This window comes from Microbulbifer sp. YPW1 (assembly GCF_013367775.1).
GTDB lineage: Bacteria > Pseudomonadota > Gammaproteobacteria > Pseudomonadales > Cellvibrionaceae > Microbulbifer.
Genome location: NZ_CP055157.1, coordinates 3,160,576 through 3,177,703 on the forward strand (window position 1 = coordinate 3,160,576; position 17,128 = coordinate 3,177,703).

The 17,128-nt window shown below is 57.9% G+C and carries 14 protein-coding genes; 6 read left to right on the forward strand and 8 right to left on the reverse strand.

The window, feature by feature from the left end; genetic code table 11:
- Positions 1-65 precede the first annotated feature (65 nt).
- The 4 genes from HUW35_RS12890 to purM form a co-directional block, all read right to left on the reverse strand.
- The gene (locus HUW35_RS12890) at positions 66-1,532 is read right to left on the reverse strand and encodes an OmpP1/FadL family transporter (RefSeq protein ID WP_181252690.1); all 1,467 of its coding nucleotides are present in this window, start codon (positions 1,530-1,532) and stop codon (positions 66-68) included.
- A gap of 396 nt (positions 1,533-1,928) precedes the next feature.
- Positions 1,929-2,696 (reverse strand): DUF3108 domain-containing protein, encoded by a 768-nt coding sequence (locus HUW35_RS12895; protein ID WP_255463280.1) that lies wholly within the window; start codon positions 2,694-2,696, stop codon positions 1,929-1,931.
- 61 nt (positions 2,697-2,757) lie between these two features.
- Complete coding sequence (purN, locus tag HUW35_RS12900; protein ID WP_181252691.1) at positions 2,758-3,417, reverse strand: phosphoribosylglycinamide formyltransferase; 660 nt, start codon at positions 3,415-3,417, stop codon at positions 2,758-2,760.
- Positions 3,418-3,424: 7 nt separating this feature from the next.
- Positions 3,425-4,498 (reverse strand): phosphoribosylformylglycinamidine cyclo-ligase, encoded by a 1,074-nt coding sequence (purM, locus tag HUW35_RS12905; RefSeq protein ID WP_181252692.1) that lies wholly within the window; start codon positions 4,496-4,498, stop codon positions 3,425-3,427.
- 253 nt (positions 4,499-4,751) lie between these two features.
- Here purM and HUW35_RS12910 point away from each other — a divergent pair, with 253 nt between their 5' ends.
- The 3 genes from HUW35_RS12910 (at position 4,752) to sodC (ending at position 7,248) form a co-directional block, all read left to right on the forward strand.
- Positions 4,752-5,849 carry a DUF2066 domain-containing protein gene (locus HUW35_RS12910; protein WP_255463281.1) on the forward strand — a complete coding sequence of 366 codons (1,098 nt, stop codon included), beginning with the start codon at positions 4,752-4,754 and terminating at the stop codon, positions 5,847-5,849.
- 3 nt (positions 5,850-5,852) lie between these two features.
- Positions 5,853-6,587, forward strand: coding sequence for a DnaA regulatory inactivator Hda (hda, locus tag HUW35_RS12915; protein ID WP_181252693.1), 735 nt, complete (start codon positions 5,853-5,855; stop codon positions 6,585-6,587).
- A 133-nt stretch (positions 6,588-6,720) separates the two neighbouring features.
- On the forward strand, positions 6,721-7,248 hold the full coding sequence (sodC, locus tag HUW35_RS12920; protein WP_181252694.1) for a superoxide dismutase family protein: 528 nt from the start codon (positions 6,721-6,723) through the stop codon (positions 7,246-7,248).
- Here the strand turns inward: sodC and HUW35_RS12925 are convergent.
- The 4 genes from HUW35_RS12925 to HUW35_RS12940 form a co-directional block, all read right to left on the reverse strand.
- Entirely contained in the window at positions 7,242-8,597 is a 1,356-nt protein-coding gene (locus HUW35_RS12925) for a catalase family protein (protein ID WP_181252695.1), read from the reverse strand. The two genes, sodC and HUW35_RS12925, sit on opposite strands and share 7 nt — an antisense overlap.
- Positions 8,594-10,678 (reverse strand): di-heme-cytochrome C peroxidase, encoded by a 2,085-nt coding sequence (locus HUW35_RS12930; RefSeq protein ID WP_255463282.1) that lies wholly within the window; start codon positions 10,676-10,678, stop codon positions 8,594-8,596. Before HUW35_RS12930 ends, HUW35_RS12925 begins: the two co-directional genes overlap by 4 nt.
- 238 nt (positions 10,679-10,916) lie before the next feature.
- Positions 10,917-12,818, reverse strand: a complete 1,902-nt coding sequence (locus tag HUW35_RS12935) for a DUF885 family protein (protein ID WP_181252696.1) — start codon at positions 12,816-12,818, stop codon at positions 10,917-10,919.
- Positions 12,819-13,016: 198 nt separating this feature from the next.
- On the reverse strand, positions 13,017-13,598 hold the full coding sequence (locus HUW35_RS12940) for a superoxide dismutase (protein WP_078084125.1): 582 nt from the start codon (positions 13,596-13,598) through the stop codon (positions 13,017-13,019).
- A 319-nt stretch (positions 13,599-13,917) separates the two neighbouring features.
- On the opposite strand from HUW35_RS12940, the gene HUW35_RS12945 reads away from it, so the two are divergent.
- The 3 genes from HUW35_RS12945 to HUW35_RS12955 all read left to right on the forward strand — a co-directional run bounded on the left by HUW35_RS12945 (position 13,918) and on the right by HUW35_RS12955 (position 17,113).
- Positions 13,918-14,676: a hypothetical protein gene (locus HUW35_RS12945; RefSeq protein ID WP_181252697.1), complete on the forward strand. Its 759-nt coding sequence runs from the start codon at positions 13,918-13,920 to the stop codon at positions 14,674-14,676.
- Between the two features lie 185 nt (positions 14,677-14,861).
- Positions 14,862-16,370: a fumarate hydratase gene (locus tag HUW35_RS12950; protein ID WP_181252698.1), complete on the forward strand. Its 1,509-nt coding sequence runs from the start codon at positions 14,862-14,864 to the stop codon at positions 16,368-16,370.
- A 401-nt stretch (positions 16,371-16,771) separates the two neighbouring features.
- Positions 16,772-17,113 carry a DUF6508 domain-containing protein gene (locus HUW35_RS12955; RefSeq protein ID WP_181252699.1) on the forward strand — a complete coding sequence of 114 codons (342 nt, stop codon included), beginning with the start codon at positions 16,772-16,774 and terminating at the stop codon, positions 17,111-17,113.
- The last annotated feature ends 15 nt before the right edge of the window (positions 17,114-17,128 follow it).

The window sequence follows — 17,128 nt, forward strand, 5'->3', positions numbered from 1 at the left end:
CACGAGAGGATAAAAAAAACCGGGCACTGGGCCCGGTTTGAAAGCAAGTTCTGACGTTACCTGTTTCAGAAACTGTAATTTAGGGAGGCGCCAACCAACCAGGCTTCCAGGTTGGTGGTACCGCCGTCAAAGTAAGTGCCAAGCCCAACATCCGGAGTCAGAGGCAGTGCCTGGAATTCCTGGATGCGTTCATCGTCACCCCACAGATAAGCCAGACCGCCGTCGATGCTCAGCTGATTGTTGACTTTGTAGGTGCCACCGAAGGTTACCCACTGGCGATCTGCATCAGGGATGGAGAGGGTGCGCCAGGTTACCGGCAAGCCCTGGCCAGCTCCCAGGCCGAAGGCGGCGGACTCGGCGATAGCATCATTGTTGAATCCGTTTCTCGCTGCACCGTTGTCGTAGGCGTAGCCTACGCGCCAGGTGACCTCATCACAGGGGTAGTATTCAACCCCGAGGCTGTAGCGCCAGCCACTTTTGAAGTTTTCTTCCTTAATTTTTAGCGGGTTGTATTCCGGGAAGGGTTGACCGTTCACGCGCTGGCGGGGGAAGAAGGCTTCCAGGCGTTGGAAATCGTCCCAATCTGTCCACATGGCTCCGAGAGCTACGCCCCATTCATCGTGGAAGCGATGGTAAAGTCCCAGTTCGAGCGTGTCTGGCAGATCGAGCGTCAGATTTGCGCGCTCATTGTCAAACGGGAGCCCGGTGTTGACACTGGTTAACAGGTCCGAATTTACGTCGGCCTCGATTTCAGGGTCCAGTTCTGACTGGTAAGAAACACCAATATGGGTGCGGCCGTCCACGCTGCGCCACAGCATGCCTACGCTCCAGCCGTATTCCCAGTCATCGCCATCGGCATCAAGGATACGCGCATTCGAAGCGGGGCCACCCAGTACCTGTTCAGCCAGTGGGTCCAGCAGGAAGTTATTGGGTACTTTGCTCTTCAGCGTAGCGTCCGCATACAGGATATTTGCGGATACACCGATGCTGAACTGGTCGTTCCAGTCGAAGGCAACAGAAGGTGCAATATTAACGGACAGTAGTTCGGTTTTGTCAGCGATGTGGGTGACCGGCCAGCTGCTGTTGAAGTCGGTTTCCAGACCATAGTCGGTATTCATCGCCAAACCGAAGGACCAGCAATCGTCAAAGGGCACTGCAAGATAGGCGTTGGGCACCACGGCGCTACTTGCGTAGTCATCTGCGGTGTCAAAAATGGAACCCGCGAGGCTCGGGCCTGCAGCGGTAAGCAGGTAGTAATCGGTGGTGCCGGCCGCATCGATTTCAGGATTTACGTAGGTTGCACCAATAGAAAAGGCCATCTTGTTAAACAACGCGGAACCCGCCGGGTTGCGAGCGAGAATAGCCGCGTTATCGCCGATGGCATTTTCCGCGGCAAAGGCGCGGCCCAGTCCAGAAGTACTGGATTCCTGAAGGGCAAAGCCCGCTGCCATAGCACCACTAGAAAAAGTACCAGCGGATACGGAACAGATTGCGGCGGCCAATGCGGCTTTGCGCAGAGTTTTGATAGTCATGGGTTTCCACTCTATTTGCTGAATTGTGTGCCAACGGGAAAACTGCCCAATGTTTCACAGAGAAGCTTTTCCGGAAAAAATTGTTTAAAGCAAACAAATTCCTAGTAGACGAAGTCTAGCAGTGCCAAATTCACCTACTTGCTAAAACGAGCGTCTTTATAGTGACGAGTAGCGGAAAAATCTACCGGTTGACGTGGTTTTTTTGGAGAGTGTGAAAAAAATTTATGAAATTTCTAGTCGGCTTGTTCCGGGGAGGTTTTTGCAAAGAAGATTGGTATTTTTTGACCTTCTTTTAATCGGTATTTTTCGAATGGTGGATGGTCGCGATCCATGATGGATAGCGCGACCAGTTGATGTGAAATACGTGAAAAATTTGTGAGCGAGCTGGCGGAAGAATTATTGATCGACGTTAACTTCTTGCCCATCAATGGATAGTTTCGTCAGGGTGATCTGGTAGCTCTTGCCATCTTCGTATTGCTTGAGTTTTACCAGCGCGTAATTCCATTGCGGGGCGAACCAGATATTGGTGACGCGCTCCGCGTCCTCTTCACGGACACGCTGCACCTTGATGGTTTCCACCGCGCCCATGGGCGTTTTCACGGTCTCTTTGCCCGCCACACGAAACTCGTATTCGCGAATCCTCTTACCGTCGGCTACCTGGTACTTCAGTGGTGTTTTGCCGTTGGCGACATCCATTGCCAGCTGCAACTGATAACTGATTTTATCCTGAATATTGGCGGGCGCCTTTTCGATGCTGCGAGATTTGTCGTAAACATTGACCACGCGGCTGGCGCCATCTTCAAAACTCAGCGCTGTGTGGCGATCCTTGCCGAGGCCGGATTTCTGGTAATCGTAGTGTTGTGGTACCAGACGCTGCCCCTGTTGGGCGAAGCGGGAGTACTCCTCGATTTTGGCAAACATGGAGTGGGCGGAAAAATCCAGCCGCCAGCTGGTAGGAGAGCCACTGAGTTTGCGCTCTGCGGTTACCCCAAAGCCGCTGAACTCGGCTTTGTAGGTGGCGGTAAATGGCTGGAGCACCTGGGATTTGGCGGTTGTCGCTGTTTCAGCCTGGCTGAGAGGGGTCAACGGCGCGAGGGCCAACAGGGAGAGAAAGGAAAACAGCGAGCTGCTGATGATTTTTTTGCGCAGTACGTTGGGAGTCAAGGTTCCACCTCCGGCCTGAATGTCTGATTCCGTGATTCAGGCCGAAAGTGTAGTCGGCCTGTCAGTCGAGGCGTTTGCCGCTGCGTGGCAGCAGCTCGCCATCCAGCTCGGCGCGATCGCCGGCCATCTTCAGCCGCCCCTGGGCGAACCAGGTAGCGGCCATCGGATAGATGATATGTTCCTGTACCTGAACACGCTGTGAAAGTGTGCCCGCGTCATCACCGGCTTCGATGGGCACGGCGGCCTGTAGTACAGGCGGGCCACCATCCAGCTCTTCAGTGACAAAGTGTACCGTCGCGCCGTGTTCGCTGTCACCGGCGTCCAGTGCGCGCTGGTGTGTGTGCAGGCCCTGGTACTTGGGCAGCAGAGAGGGGTGAATGTTCAACATGCGGCCGCTGTAATGGCGCACAAACCCGGGAGTGAGGATGCGCATGAAGCCGGCCAATATCACCAGGTCTGGCTCGTAGGCGTCGATTACCTCAATCATCGCCTGATCGAAGCTTTCGCGATCCGAGAAGTCCCGGTGGCTGAGCACCTCGGTGGCGACCCCGGCATTCTTTGCCCGGGTCAGGCCGTAGGCGTCCGCTTTGTTGCTGATAACGGCTTCGATGCTGTAAGCGCACTCGGCTGCCGTTACTGCATCCAGGAATGCCTGTAGGTTGGTGCCGCTTCCGGAGATCAGGACTACCGCGCGGCACTTGCTGGAAGATGGATTCGACATCGTAGGATTACAGTCCCGCCAGCTCGACAGCTTCACCGGTGTCGCCTTCGGCGGCGGTCTCGATGCTGCCGACAATAAAGGCGTCCTCGCCCAGTTCCTTCAACTTGGCTACAGCCTTGTCTGCTTCTGCCGCCGGCACACAGATCACCATGCCCACACCGCAGTTGAAGGTGCGGTACATTTCGCGGCCCTCGATGTTGCCGGCCTCCTGCAGCCAGCGGAATACCGGAGGCAGGTCCCAGCTCTTGGTGTCGATTACCGCGCGCGCATTCTCCGGGAGTACCCGCGGCAGGTTTTCCAGCAGGCCGCCGCCGGTGATGTGGCTGAGCGCATTAACCTGAACTTCTTTCATCAGGCTCAGCAGGCTCTTCACATAGATGCGGGTCGGCGCCATCAGGGATTCCGCGAGGGTTTTGCCCTCGAGATCTTTGTGCAGGTCGGCACCGCTGATTTCCAGTACCTTGCGGATCAGGGAGTAGCCGTTGGAGTGGGGGCCGGAAGCGCCGAGGCCGATCAGCTTGTCGCCGGCCTGTACTTTGGAGCCGTCGATGATCTCCGACTTCTCTACCACGCCGACACAGAAACCGGCCAGGTCGTAGTCGTCGCCCTCGTACATGCCGGGCATTTCCGCGGTTTCACCGCCGACCAGCGCAGCGCCGGCCAGTTCACAGCCCTTGCCAATGCCCGCTACGACATCGGCGGCAATGTCTACATTGAGCTTGCCGGTGGCGTAGTAATCCAGGAAGAACAGGGGTTCTGCACCGGCGACCACCAGATCGTTCACACACATGGCGACCAGGTCGATGCCGATGGTGTCGTGGATGCCGAGATCCATCGCCAGGCGCAGCTTGGTGCCGACGCCGTCGGTGCCGGAGACCAGCACTGGCTGCTTGTAGCCGCTGGGCAGCTCGCACAGGGCGCCGAAGCCGCCGAGGCCGCCCATCACTTCCGGGCGCGCGGTGCGCTTGGCAACATGCTTGATGCGCTCAACCAGGGCATTTCCCGCGTCGATATCGACACCGGCGTCCTTGTAGCTGAGGGAAGGGCTAGTGGAGGAAGAGTTCGGCTTGGAGTCGCTCATGGTTCAACCTGTTAAGGGCCTGTTTGGAAGGGCGCGTATTCTAGTGGAAAATTGCCCGAATGTGCGAACTGAAGGCTGGGAGAAACAGCCGACACTGATACAATAGCCGGTAATTGACTGCCGGGGCTCGTCTTCGGCGTGTGAGCGCACCACCTGTTTTCAGGTATCGGGGCCCCTGAGAGGCCCGATCTGGTGCGAATCTGCGCAGGGATGTGCATCTGTAATATAAAAGAGGTAAGGGGACCGCGAGCCAATGCCATCGATCATAAACCCCCGGGTGCTGCTCTGTTTTTTGCTGCTGCTGGCAGTATTCATGTCTGCTCTGCCGGCATCCGCACGGGTGATGCCGGATCTGTACGAGGTGAGTGAGGCGGTCTCGAGCCGCGGCACCACCGACCGCGCTGGGGCCACCAGCCGCGGCCTGGAGCGGGTCTTCATTCGGGTAACCGGCGACCAGAACGTGGGGAACAACCCCAAACTGGCACCAGTGCTCAAGCAGGCACAGAAGTACGTCCAGAGCTATCGCTACGATACCGACGATAACCAGCTGTTCCTGCAACTGACGTTCGACCCGCAGGCGGTGAACGACCTGGTGCACCAGTTGCAGCTGCCCCTGTGGCCCAACAACCGCCCGGGCACTCTGGTGTGGATGGCGGTTGATACCCTCCAGAGTGGCCGCGATACCCTGCGCCAGGAAGATTATCCCGAGCTGTTCGGTCTGCTCGATGGCCTGGCGCTGGAGCGCGGCCTGCCACTGGACTTCCCGGTCATGGACCTGAACGACCAGCGCAATATGCCGCTGGGAGCGCTCTGGGCCCAGGACGAGAGCGCCGCGCAACGCGCCGGAGTGCGTTATCGCCCCGACGCCACGCTGATGGGACGCCTGCTGCAGACTTCCGGGCAGCGCTGGCAGGCCAACTGGCTGCTGATTCACGGCGGCCGCAGCTACGCGTTTGATGCCAGCGGCTCCTCCCTCGAGGAAGTTGCCCTGCGTGGGGTGAACGAAGCTGCCAACCAGCTCGCAGAGCGTTACGCAGTGCGCACCGACGATACCGGTGTCGCCAGCGCGGTACTGGTCGAGATTTCCGGCATCCGCAGCTTTGCAGATTACTCCAGTGCAACCAAGTACCTGCAGGGCCTGGCCCAGGTGAGCAGTGCGGATGTGCTGGCGGTGAATGGCGATCGCCTGACACTGGCGCTCACGACCAGTACCCAGCTTGAGTCCCTGCGGGATGTGCTGGCGTTGAATCGCAATCTGCAGCTGTCCAGAGACGACGGGCTGGTAGATCTGTCCGGCTACCGTGCTCCACTCGGCAGTGCCCAGAACCCCCTGCGTTACAACTGGCAGTAACCCGTGTCTGATAGCAGTAAATCCGGTGGTGTTCCACAACAGCTCTCGCTGGGGGTATCCCTGCGGGACGACGCCACCTTCGCCAATTTTTTTCGCTCTCCCGATGACGGCAACCGCCAGGTAGTGGACCTGCTGCGGGCCTTTGCCAGCGGCGACAATACCGAGCAGGCGATTTTCCTGTGGGGGGAATCCGGCAGCGGGATCACGCATCTGCTGCAGTCCGTGTGCCAGGTGGCGGAGAGCGCCGGGCGCCGTTTCCAGTACCTGCCGCTGATGGATCTGATCGAGGCCAACCCCGAGGTCATCGTGGAAGGGCTCGAATACCTGGACCTCGTATGTATCGACGACCTGCACCTGATAGAGGGGCGGGAGAACTGGCAAACCGCGTTGTTTCACCTGTATAACCGCCTGCGCGATAGCGGCCGCCAGTTGCTGTTGGGGGCGCGCAAGTCTCCGCGCGGACTTGATCTGGAGCTGGCGGACCTGAAATCGCGCCTGCAGTGGGGGCTGACCTTCCAGCTGCACCCGCTGAGCGATGCGGACAAGCTGGCAGCTTTGCGCCAGCGCAGCCGTCTGCGCGGCTTTGACCTGCCGGAGGATGTGGCCCTGTACATCCTGCACCGGGCGCCGCGGGATACCCGTGCATTATTTGCCTGCCTGGAGCAGCTGGATCGTGCCTCGTTGCAGGCCCAGCGCAAGATCACCATTCCCTTCGTAAAACAGGTCCTCAATATCTGAGTCTGTATCCCCGGGCGCGGTCGCCGATTGGCGGCCGCTCCCGCTTTTGGCATTTACTTCTACACTGTTAGCAATCACGTGAATTTATCCGCCGGAGACTTTTGCGGTTGCCGGCTTGCAGTGGAGGAATGTCATGAATCATCTCGCCAGAACGATTGTTGCGGGGGCCCTGGCCAGTGGCCTGGCGCTGGCCGCCCATGCCGAAACCGTGGTCAGTGTGCTGAAACTCGATAGCTCGGGTGTAGGTTCAATGCTGGGCACCGTCACGATTACCGAGTCCCCGCACGGACTGGTATTCACTCCGAGCCTGAAAGGGTTACCCAGTGGCCTGCACGGCTTCCATCTACACGAAAATGGCAGTTGCGAGCCGGCGATGAAGGACGGCAAGAAAGTGCCGGGCCTGGCAGCGGGGAGCCACTACGACCCGCAAAAAACCGGCAAACACGGTATGCCCTGGGGCGATGGCCACCTGGGAGACCTGCCGGCACTGTATGTGGACAACGACGGCAATGCATCCGAGCCGGTGCTGGCGCCGCGCCTGAAAAAGTCCGATCTCAAGGGGCGCGCGCTGGTGATCCATGCCGGCGGCGACAACTATTCGGATAATCCCAAGCCGCTCGGCGGTGGCGGTGCCCGCTTCGCCTGTGGGGTGATTCAGTAAGGGGCCGTAGCTTCCTGCGCAACTTCCCCATAGCCGCCAGTACCGCACTGGCTGCTCGCCGCGCTGCCGTCCGACGGCTGGTACAGATGGTCAAAGCAGCGCGCAAGCGGCCAGGTGGGCTTGGTGATATTCAGTCCCTGCTGTGGTGTGCATGGGTGATCTGACCCCGCTATGCACCAGCCGACGGGTTCCTGTTGTGGGGCCTCGTTGCGCTGGTGGCGGAACTCGGACACCGCGTGATAGACCAGCCGTCGGGCCCGGTTGAGGCTGCCGAGCGGCTCCCATTTTCCGACTGCGCGCCAGGGGTTCATGGACAGGTTTTCACAGAATTGCTGCTGGGCTTCCCCGGTGAAGGTTTGCGGCGGAATGTGAATCCGCGCGATGGGGACAAACGGCGCGGCCGTTTCCTCCCAGATCACCGTGGCATCATCCAGTGGCATGTCTGCCGCGGCCTCGCCGATGGCTCGCGGCTGTACCATAAACTCAAAGCAGGCTGAGCCGGATTCCAGCGTAGTGGCCATTTGCCGGGTGAGGAAATCATCCGCGGTCTTGTCCGCATCGGCAGAGTAGCGGACGCCGGCACAGGGGCGACTCGAAAATTTCACCGTGGTTTCGCCGAGCTGATAGGGCAACATGGAAAAATATTGCTCCGCCAGCGGATTGTCGATTTGCGAAGACACCGTTTGGTAGGCGCGCAGCATTTCTTGTAGATGCAGCCGCGGCGGCCACAGATTGATAAACCAGCCTCGGCGGTCCAGCTTGGCCAGGTGCTGCATATTTTCCGCGTAGTCGAAAATATCGCGGTTAAAGAAGGCCGGCGTATTGGTCATGATGAAGTCCTGATTGCCGTCGCCCAGTTCCGGCGCGATCACCGGTCCTTCGGTCCCCATCACTTTTACCGCCATCCCCCTGGCATCGCCCTTGCTGTCCGGTTGAACCAGCATGTCGCCGTTGGAAAAGCGGATCCAGGCTTTGTAGGTCTGTCCCGGTTGGGCAAAGACACTGTGCTGGAACTGCGCCGGAATATCCCCGTTGACTTCGAACTCCGCACGCAGACACCCGGTCGCCTTGGCATGGGCATCACGGCGGTAGTGATCGCCATATTCCGGACTGTTGTGCTGGTGGGCGATGCGGGAAATCTCCCGAGCCGAAACGATCGCCGAGGCGATGGCTTTGCGCTCGTCTGTGGATACATCCATTCCCAGCTTCTCGATACTGTTATCCAGCGCTTTAGCAATATCTGGCTCGCCGGAGTAGGGGCTTTGTACAGACCAAGCTTGCTTGGTAGTGAGCGCACCGAAGGCGCACGCGAGCGCGACGGCGCGTCCGCTGGTGAATATCCAGTTCATCGGGATTCCTCCCGTGCTGCCAACTGTGTACTGGAAGAGTGGCGGAACTGATCGCAGGCCAGCTCACCGATGGCACTGTCGGGCGCTGGCGGGTACTGGTCCCAGTTTTGCGGATCTCCACCGAGCGCCTCGGAAAAGTCCGGGTTGCCCATCACCTTGAGATACTCGAGCAGCGCCATACGCTCACCTTCGTCGAGGCGTTTGCCTATTCGCCCGTCCACGTCGGCATCCGTAAACAGGTGGCCGCTGTTTTTGTTGCCGGTTTGCGTGGTGTCGAATTCAAAGCTGCCCGGGCGCAGGTCGGTGATATAACCGAGTTTGGCCGGGTTGTATTCCCGATGGCCAACACCGAAGCGTACCGGGCGCGCCTCAAGCGGGGACAAGAGATCGTAAATGGTGGGTACGGAACCGTTGTGCAGGAACGGCGGGGTGGCCCAGACGCCATGCAGTGGACGGGCCTTGTAGGCGGTCTTGTTGACGATACGGAAGGGCACGTTGAGTCCGTCGTAATCCGCCACTCCATTGTTGTCCGCGGAGATATTGTTGTTTTCATAGAGAACCGGTACCAGGGTATTCAGCAACAGCTGCAACCCGTCGCCCGCATTGACCCGGCGATTTTCTGCATCGTTAGGATCTGTCGGGTCTCGCGGTACCAGGGGGCCCGGATCGAAGGTGTGATTGACGTAGTTTTTCGCTGCGGTGGCGTCGGTGCCGATCACGCTGACGTCAATCCAGGGGACTGCCCACATCGACTCGCGCCAGTCCTCGCGCACCGGGCGGTTTTGCTCGTCATAGGAAACTTGCCCGGACATATCCCACTGCCAGTTGACGCTGCGCTGGCCTGCGGGGTTGTCTTCGGGGCCGGCGGCCAGTGACCATGCGTATGGCTTGGACTCGTGGGGGCCATGGCAGTGGGCACATTGGTCAGCGAACAGGTTCTTGCCGCGACGCGCCTGCTGGATATCGATTTTACCCAGCACATCCTCTGGCCATTTCGGCGGCCGCAGTTTGCGCAGCGTGGTCTCGATACACTGCATGCCTTCCACATTGATGGTGGACTGGCCGAATTCCCCCTCGGGCAGCAGCGCACCGGTTTCGTCCACCAGTTTTACCGGCGCCATCACGCCCAGGCTTTCGCCCACGTTGCGCGCCATGGCCTGGTTGGTAAACCCGGTATATTGCACCCAGTCGAAGCGCCAGATGTCCCACAGGAACGGATAGCTGACCGGTGCATCGGCCTTGGTATAGTTGTCCTCGATACCCAGGTTGTAACCGAATACCACGTTGGCAATGCGCCCCACCGCATCGGTGCGCCCGCGGCCCTCGGTGGTGGGGAAATTGTCCGGGTTCCCCGGCCCCTTGGCGAACTCGAAAAAGCGTTTGCGGAACGCGGCAAAGTCTTTTTTCAGCTGCCGGCGCTGTTCAGGATCGTCGCCGGCCACACTATCCGCGAAGCGGTTCCATTTGGCCGGATTGAACATCATCTCCACTGCAGTGACGCCCAGGGAGTGGGTAAACTCGCCGGGGGCACCGGTAGACATCCCGTGTATCGCCTGGCCCCCGTCCACGCGCAGCGCTGTGCCCTTGTAGTGCAACTCACCGGTGTGGCAGAGCGCGCAGCCCAGGTCCAGGCGCACCGAGTCATCCTCCGGATTGACGTGATGCCCCATACCCACCGGGTGCACTCCCAGGTCCGGCTCGTTGGCCTTCTCGGGTTCGACGATAAATCCCCAACCGCGCATGTTTTCGGCGCTGGCCAGCTTTTCCTCTGAAAAGGGAAGTTCCAGGGCTTCCAGCCACTTGTAGTGCAGCCCCTGTAACTCCGTTCCCTGCGGGGTGGAGTAGAACAGCTGGCGATCCTCCTCGCTCCACCCCTGGTCCAGGTAGCGAACCTCTGTGATTTCTTCACTAGTGATATTGGGGGTGAAAAACTGGTGCGCGAATGAGCAGCCGGCAAGGGTGCCCCCTGTGATTACCGCGGTGGCCAGTATGCGTAGGGCACTGCGCGGAAAGTTGCGGGAAACTGGAGGGGTTGCCCGGCCTTCGCGAAGGGAGCGACGGTGCTTGAGGGAAAAATCCATTTAGATGACTTTTGTGTTTGTTGTTATGCAGTTGTAGTTGCGACGTCCTGTCAGCGAACCTCTGCCGTGTAGTCGCAGCCGTTATATAGTGGTCTTCAAGAGTTGGCTATTGTAGCGTGACGCGGTACTCAAAAAAAAGCCGGGCCAACATGATTGGCCCGGCGTTACAAAGTTACTTAAATGTAATGTTGGTTGGCGAGTGGATCAGAGATCAAAGCCAAATTAATTGAGCAGGGAATTAATTCCCTTTCTTTTCCTCAACCCAGTCATCCACCAGCTCTTCCAGCACATCCAGCGGCACCGCACCATTCGCCAGTACCACATCGTGGAATTCGCGGATATCGAACTTGTCTCCCAGTTCCTGTTTGGCGTTTTCGCGCAGTTCGACGATCTTCATCATGCCGATCTTGTACGCAGTGGCCTGGCCTGGCATCACGATGTAGCGCTCGATCGCCTTGACCACATCGCCGTGTGGGTTGGGGCTGTTTTCTGCCAGCCAGTCGATGGTTTCTTCGCGGGTCCATTTTTTGCTGTGCATGCCGGTGTCCACTACGAGACGGCAGGCGCGCCACAGTTCCATGGCCAGACGGCCGAAATCGGAGTAGGGGTCTTTGTAGAAGCCGATCTCTTTTGGCACCAGCTCTGAATACAGGCCCCAACCTTCGGTGTAGGCGGTGTAGCCACCGAACTTGCGGAAGCTGGGGACATTTTCCAGTTCCTGCATGATGGACAGCTGCATATGGTGGCCCGGAATGCCTTCGTGGTAAGCGAGCGCTTCCATCTGGTAGGTGGGCATGCTGCTCATCTTGTACAGGTTGGCGTAGTAGATGCCCGGGCGGGAGCCGTCTGGGGCAGGGCGCTGATAGAAGGCTTTACCGGCGGATTTCTCGCGGAAGGGCTCAACGGCTTTTACCACCAGGTCTGCTTTCGGCTTGGTGATAAACAGCTCGTCCAGGCGGCCTTTCATGGTGTCGATGATGGCGGTGGCTTCCTTCAGGTAGCGCTGCTTGCCTTCTTCGGTTTCCGGGTAGTAGAACTGTTCGTCGGTGCGCATGAACTCGAAGAATTCCTGCAGGGTGCCTTCGAACTTCACCTGCTTCATGATCGCGCGCATTTCATCGTGGATGCGTTTGACTTCGTCCAGGCCGGTCTGGTGGATCTGATCGGCGGTCATGTCGGTGGTGGTGTAAACGTTCAGGCGGTGCTGGTAGAACTCATCTCCGTCCGGGAGCTTCCAGGCACCGTCGTCGGTGGTGGCCTTTTTCTCCAGCTCGCCCAGGTAGCCGATCAGTTTTTCGTAGGCCGGTTTGACGCTCTCCAGCATGGCGGTTTTGGCTTGCTCGATCAGTTCGGATTTCTGTTCGTCACTGATGCTGAGCTTGTCGACCTTGCCCTTGAAATCGGCGAACAGGGTGCTGTCTTTGCCGTCATCATAGGGCGCGCCGGTAATCAGGTTTTTGCCGTCGCTGATCACGTAGGGGAAAACAAATTTGGGCACGATCACGCCCTTGTCTGCACGCTCCTTCAGGTTTTCGATCAATTGATCGAAATGCGCGGGCAGGCCGTTCAGGCGGGAGATATAGGCTTCCGCGTCGGACAGGTCATCCACCCGGTGCTGGTTGATCAGCAGGGAGGCAACGCTGGTGTGCCCAGCGTACATCTGATTGACCGGGTAGGTGTGCAGGCGCCACTTCCAGCCCTCGATATCCTGCTCCAGATTGCGGATAGCCAGCTCCAGAGAGAGGCGGGTGGGGGCATCCAGTTGCGCCGGATCAATCTTTTTCAGCGCTTCCAGCTGACGCTTGTTGATCTCGTGGGTTTCCTTGGCGAACTTCGGGGAGATATCGTCCCACTTGCCATAGTCTTCCTTGATACCCAGAAAGGTCTTGAACTCGGGGCTGCGGTTGACGTGGGTCTGGAACTGCTCTTCAAACAGTTCGTTGGTCTGGGCGATGACTTCCGGGTTGCCTTCGCTGGCCTGCGCGGATTCTGCGGTGGTATCGGACTGTGCATCTGTGGATTGTGCACTCTCCGCGGCGGCGACCTCCGCAGTGTCTTCTGCGACTTTTTCTTCCCGGTCGCATCCAGTGATGGCCAGGGTGCTTATGGCGGCGGCCAGCAACGTCATCTTCAGCTTCATTTTGTGCTCTCAGCTTCTGTTTTTGAGGGATGATTGCTCTGTACGAGCGCATGGTGTTGTAACCATAACCCCGACAGGATGCAAATTCCGTGCTCTGGTGCAGTCTGGCGCACGAAACCAGCTGAGGTTGGAGCGGACATAAAAAAAGCGGGCCAGAGGCCCGCCTTTTGCGTCAGTGAACGCTTGCCTGATTGGGGATCAGGCGAAGTTCTGGTTCACGAACTCCCAGTTCAGCAGCGCCCAGAACGCTTCCATGTACTTCGGACGCGCGTTGCGGTAGTCGATGTAGTAGGCGTGTTCCCACACGTCGCAGGTCAGCAGCGGAGTGACGCTGTCGTCGGTCAGCGGAGTTTCGGCGTTGGAGGTGTTGACGATGGCTACGGAGCCGTCGGCTTTTTTCACCAGCCAGGTCCAGCCAGAACCGAAGTTGTTCACCGCGCTGTTGGTGAATTCTTCTTTGAATTTGTCGAAGGAACCGAACGCAGCGTTGATCGCGTCGGCTACGGCACCAGTCGCTGCGCCACCGCCGTTCGGGCTCAGGCAGTTCCAGTAGAAAGTGTGGTTCCAGATCTGGGCTGCGTTATTGAATACACCGCCGGAGGAGGACTTGATCACTTCTTCCAGGGACTTGTCCGCGTCCGGAGTGCCGTCCAGCAGGCCGTTCAGTTTGTCGACGTAGGTCTTGTGGTGTTTGCCGTAGTGGTATTCCAGAGTCTCTTGAGAGATGTGCGGCTGCAGCGCATCCATAGCATAGGGGAGTTCGGGGAGAACATGTGCCATGTGATATTCCTTCCTTTGTCTGGGACCTGTACCGACCCAAGTACAGTAGCAGGTCAGTTATTGGTGGCAGGCATTCTACACCCGCTTGATGTCATTATTAAGCCGTTGGAATGAGCGGGAACGCCCCAATAGAGGCAAAACGTGCTGTCATTTGTAGTTAATTTCGAGAATGATTATCAATGACGGCACGGTCGGCCGTGTTTACTGTCCTATTCTGATAACTGGACCCGATTACTTTTTCGTCAGTTTTTGGTATAACTGCCGCTTATTTCTACCGTTTTCCGGCCCCTGAGGCCGCAAGCCAAAGCAGGACAACAGCATGCAACGTAGAGAGCCCACATTCGATGGCAGCAGCTCATCTTCTATGGACCCTCAGATCCCCAACGGCCCCGCTGGAGGTCGTCCTCGTCACGTAGCGCCTCAGCCCTCTGTACCGGCTGCGGCCGAAGAGCGCGGTTCCGGCGGTGGCTCTTCTTTTCTGGCGATCGTGGCACTATTGCTGGCGATGGCTGGCCTGGGCGGTGCGGGCTTCCTGTACACCCAGTGGCAGGATACCCGGGTACAGCTGGTGGACGCGGAAGCGCGTATCGTGCAGCTGGAGAAGCGATTTGAGATGTCTGGCGAAGAGTCCGCGGCTTCCGTGGAAGTTCTGAACGCCAAGGTAAAAGAGAACGCCTCCGAGATCCGCAAGCTGTGGGGTGTTTCCTACGACACCAACCGCAAGGACATCGCTGCCAACAAGGCTGCCGCGGCTTCTGCCAAGCAGCAAGTTGCCGCACTGTCCAAAAAGGTCAGTGGATTTGAGAGCAGCCTGAAGAAGGTGGCGGCGCTGGAGAGTGAGCTGGCCAAGCTGAAAGAGTCTACGGTCAGCGCTTCCCGCGACACCAAAGACAAAGTCACTAGCCTGGAACGCCAGCTGTCTTCCGTACGCGCAGACCTGACCGCCCGTGTCGGTGCCAACGAAGAAGCTGTGCAGTCCATCGACAGCTACCGTCGCACCGTGAACAAGGACCTGGTGCAACTGCGCGATGCCATTCGCAGCCTGCAGTCCAGCTCCAGTACCGCCTCTGCGCCCTGATCCGGGACTGAGCGCACCCTAAATAGTGGTTAGCGGCGATATCGCTCGTCGCTAACCATTCTCATTTTCATCTGCACTGTCTGTGCCGATTTTTTCTCCCTTTCCTTGCTTCGCCTAATCAAACACCCGCAGATAATTCGTGTAAAATCGCCGCCTTCGAGACGAGACGACAACCGGAGCCGGCAATGACGATTATCCGCCAGGACGACCTGATCGACAGCGTGGCCGACGCGCTGCAGTTCATTTCTTATTACCACCCGCAGGATTTTATCCAGGCCCTCAACCAGGCCTATGAGAAGGAAGCCAACCCGGCGGCGAAAGACGCCATGGCCCAGATCCTGATCAACTCCCGCATGTGTGCCCAGGGCCATCGCCCCATCTGTCAGGACACCGGTATTGTGACCGTGAAACTGAAAGTTGGCATGAATGTTCAGTGGGACGCGGAGATGAGCGTGACCGACATGGTCAACGAAGGCGTCCGCCGCGCTTACAACAATCCGGACAACGTCCTGCGAGCCTCCATCCTGGAAGATCCGGACGGTGCCCGCAAAAACACCGGCGACAACACCCCGGCGGTTATCCACTACGAAATCGTGCCCGGTGATACCGTGGATGTATACGTGGCGGCCAAAGGGGGCGGCAGCGAGGCCAAGAGCAAGTTTGCCATGCTGAACCCGTCCGACTCTGTCGTGGACTGGGTGCTGGATATGGTGCCGAAGATGGGCGCCGGCTGGTGTCCGCCCGGCATGCTGGGGATCGGTGTCGGCGGCACCGCCGAGAAGGCCATGTTGCTGGCGAAGGAATCTCTGCTGGACCCGATCGATATCCAGGATCTGCAGGAGCGCGGTGCATCCAACCGCGCCGAAGAGCTGCGCCTGGAACTGTTCGACAAAGTGAACAAGCTGGGCATCGGCGCCCAGGGGCTGGGCGGCCTCACTACCGTACTGGACGTTAAGGTCAAAGACTTCCCGACCCACGCTGCCAACAAGGCCGTGGCCATCATCCCCAACTGTGCCGCTACCCGTCACACCCACTTCACCCTCGACGGTTCCGGCGCTGCGCGCCAGACCCCGCCGAAGCTGGAAGACTGGCCGGAAATCACCCGCGAAGCGGGCGGTAACACCCGTCGAGTAAACCTGGACGAAGTGACCGCGGAAGACGTGCTGAGCTGGCAGCCGGGCGATACCCTGCTGTTGAACGGCAAAATGCTGACCGGTCGCGACGCCGCACACAAGAAGATGGTAGATATCCTGGCCAAGGGCGAAAAACTGCCCGTGGACCTGACCGGCCGCTTTATCTACTACGTGGGCCCGGTGGATCCGGTACGCGAAGAAGTGGTTGGCCCTGCCGGCCCCACCACTGCTACTCGCATGGACAAGTTCACCCGCACCATGCTGGAAGAAACCGGCTTGCTGGGCATGATCGGTAAAGCCGAGCGCGGCCCGACCGCGATCGAAGCCATCCGCGATAACAAAGCGGTATACCTGATGGCCGTGGGCGGTGCAGCGTATCTTGTTGCACAGGCAATCAAAGATGCCAAAGTCATCGCCTTCCCGGAACTGGGTATGGAAGCCATCTACGAGTTCGAGGTGGAAGACATGCCGGTAACCGTTGCTGTGGACAGCAATGGTGAGTCGGTACACAACACCGGTCCGGTGATCTGGAAGCACAAGATTGAAGAGGGCGCGGTGTAAGTCCGCTTCTTTTCAAAGACCTTAGAAAAGCCAGTCCCAGTTTTGGGGCTGGCTTTTTTTGTGTCTGGAGAGATGTTGGATGGTTGTCGCCGCCAATGTTTTGACTGCTTTTTGTGCAGTCAATGCCTTGATCAGAAGCCTACGGCTTGTGTGCATCTAACCGGATACGCTAACTTACTGATTTCCAAAGGGTCAGAAAAAACAAACAAGCCAATCGAGAAATAAGAACAAAAGCCACAGGCTTCTTTTGTTTTGAGCGCAAAAAATATATACGCACTTAACTATCTGACTGATAAGCAAATTGTTTGTTTATGATGCTTTTGGCGCCAGTGCAAACAAGTCAGATGAACAAAAGCCTATGGCTTATGAATAAAACTGTTATGCAAAGGAATGCTGAGATAGTGAAAATTGAAGACATATGGAAATTGGTGTTGAGCTATCAAGCAGCAGTTTCAGCGGTTCATGAGATCTCTCGTAGTGATGGATACCCTATTTATCCGGAAGAAATTTCAAATTTCATGAAATTGTTGCAGTCTCCCCCTTGGGTTGCATATGAATATCAGCCAAAAGAGATTAGCGGGATTCTAGGGTCAATAGAAAACGCGACCACAGAAGAAATTAAGTGGGCCTTAACTGCCGCGGCCAGGTCTGAAAGATTTTGTGATGGATCTTGGGAGCAAATTCTAAAAAATAGGAGGCTGGATCCGGTCTTTGAAAGGCTTCAGGAGCTGCATCATGCATAACAAGTGACTATGGCT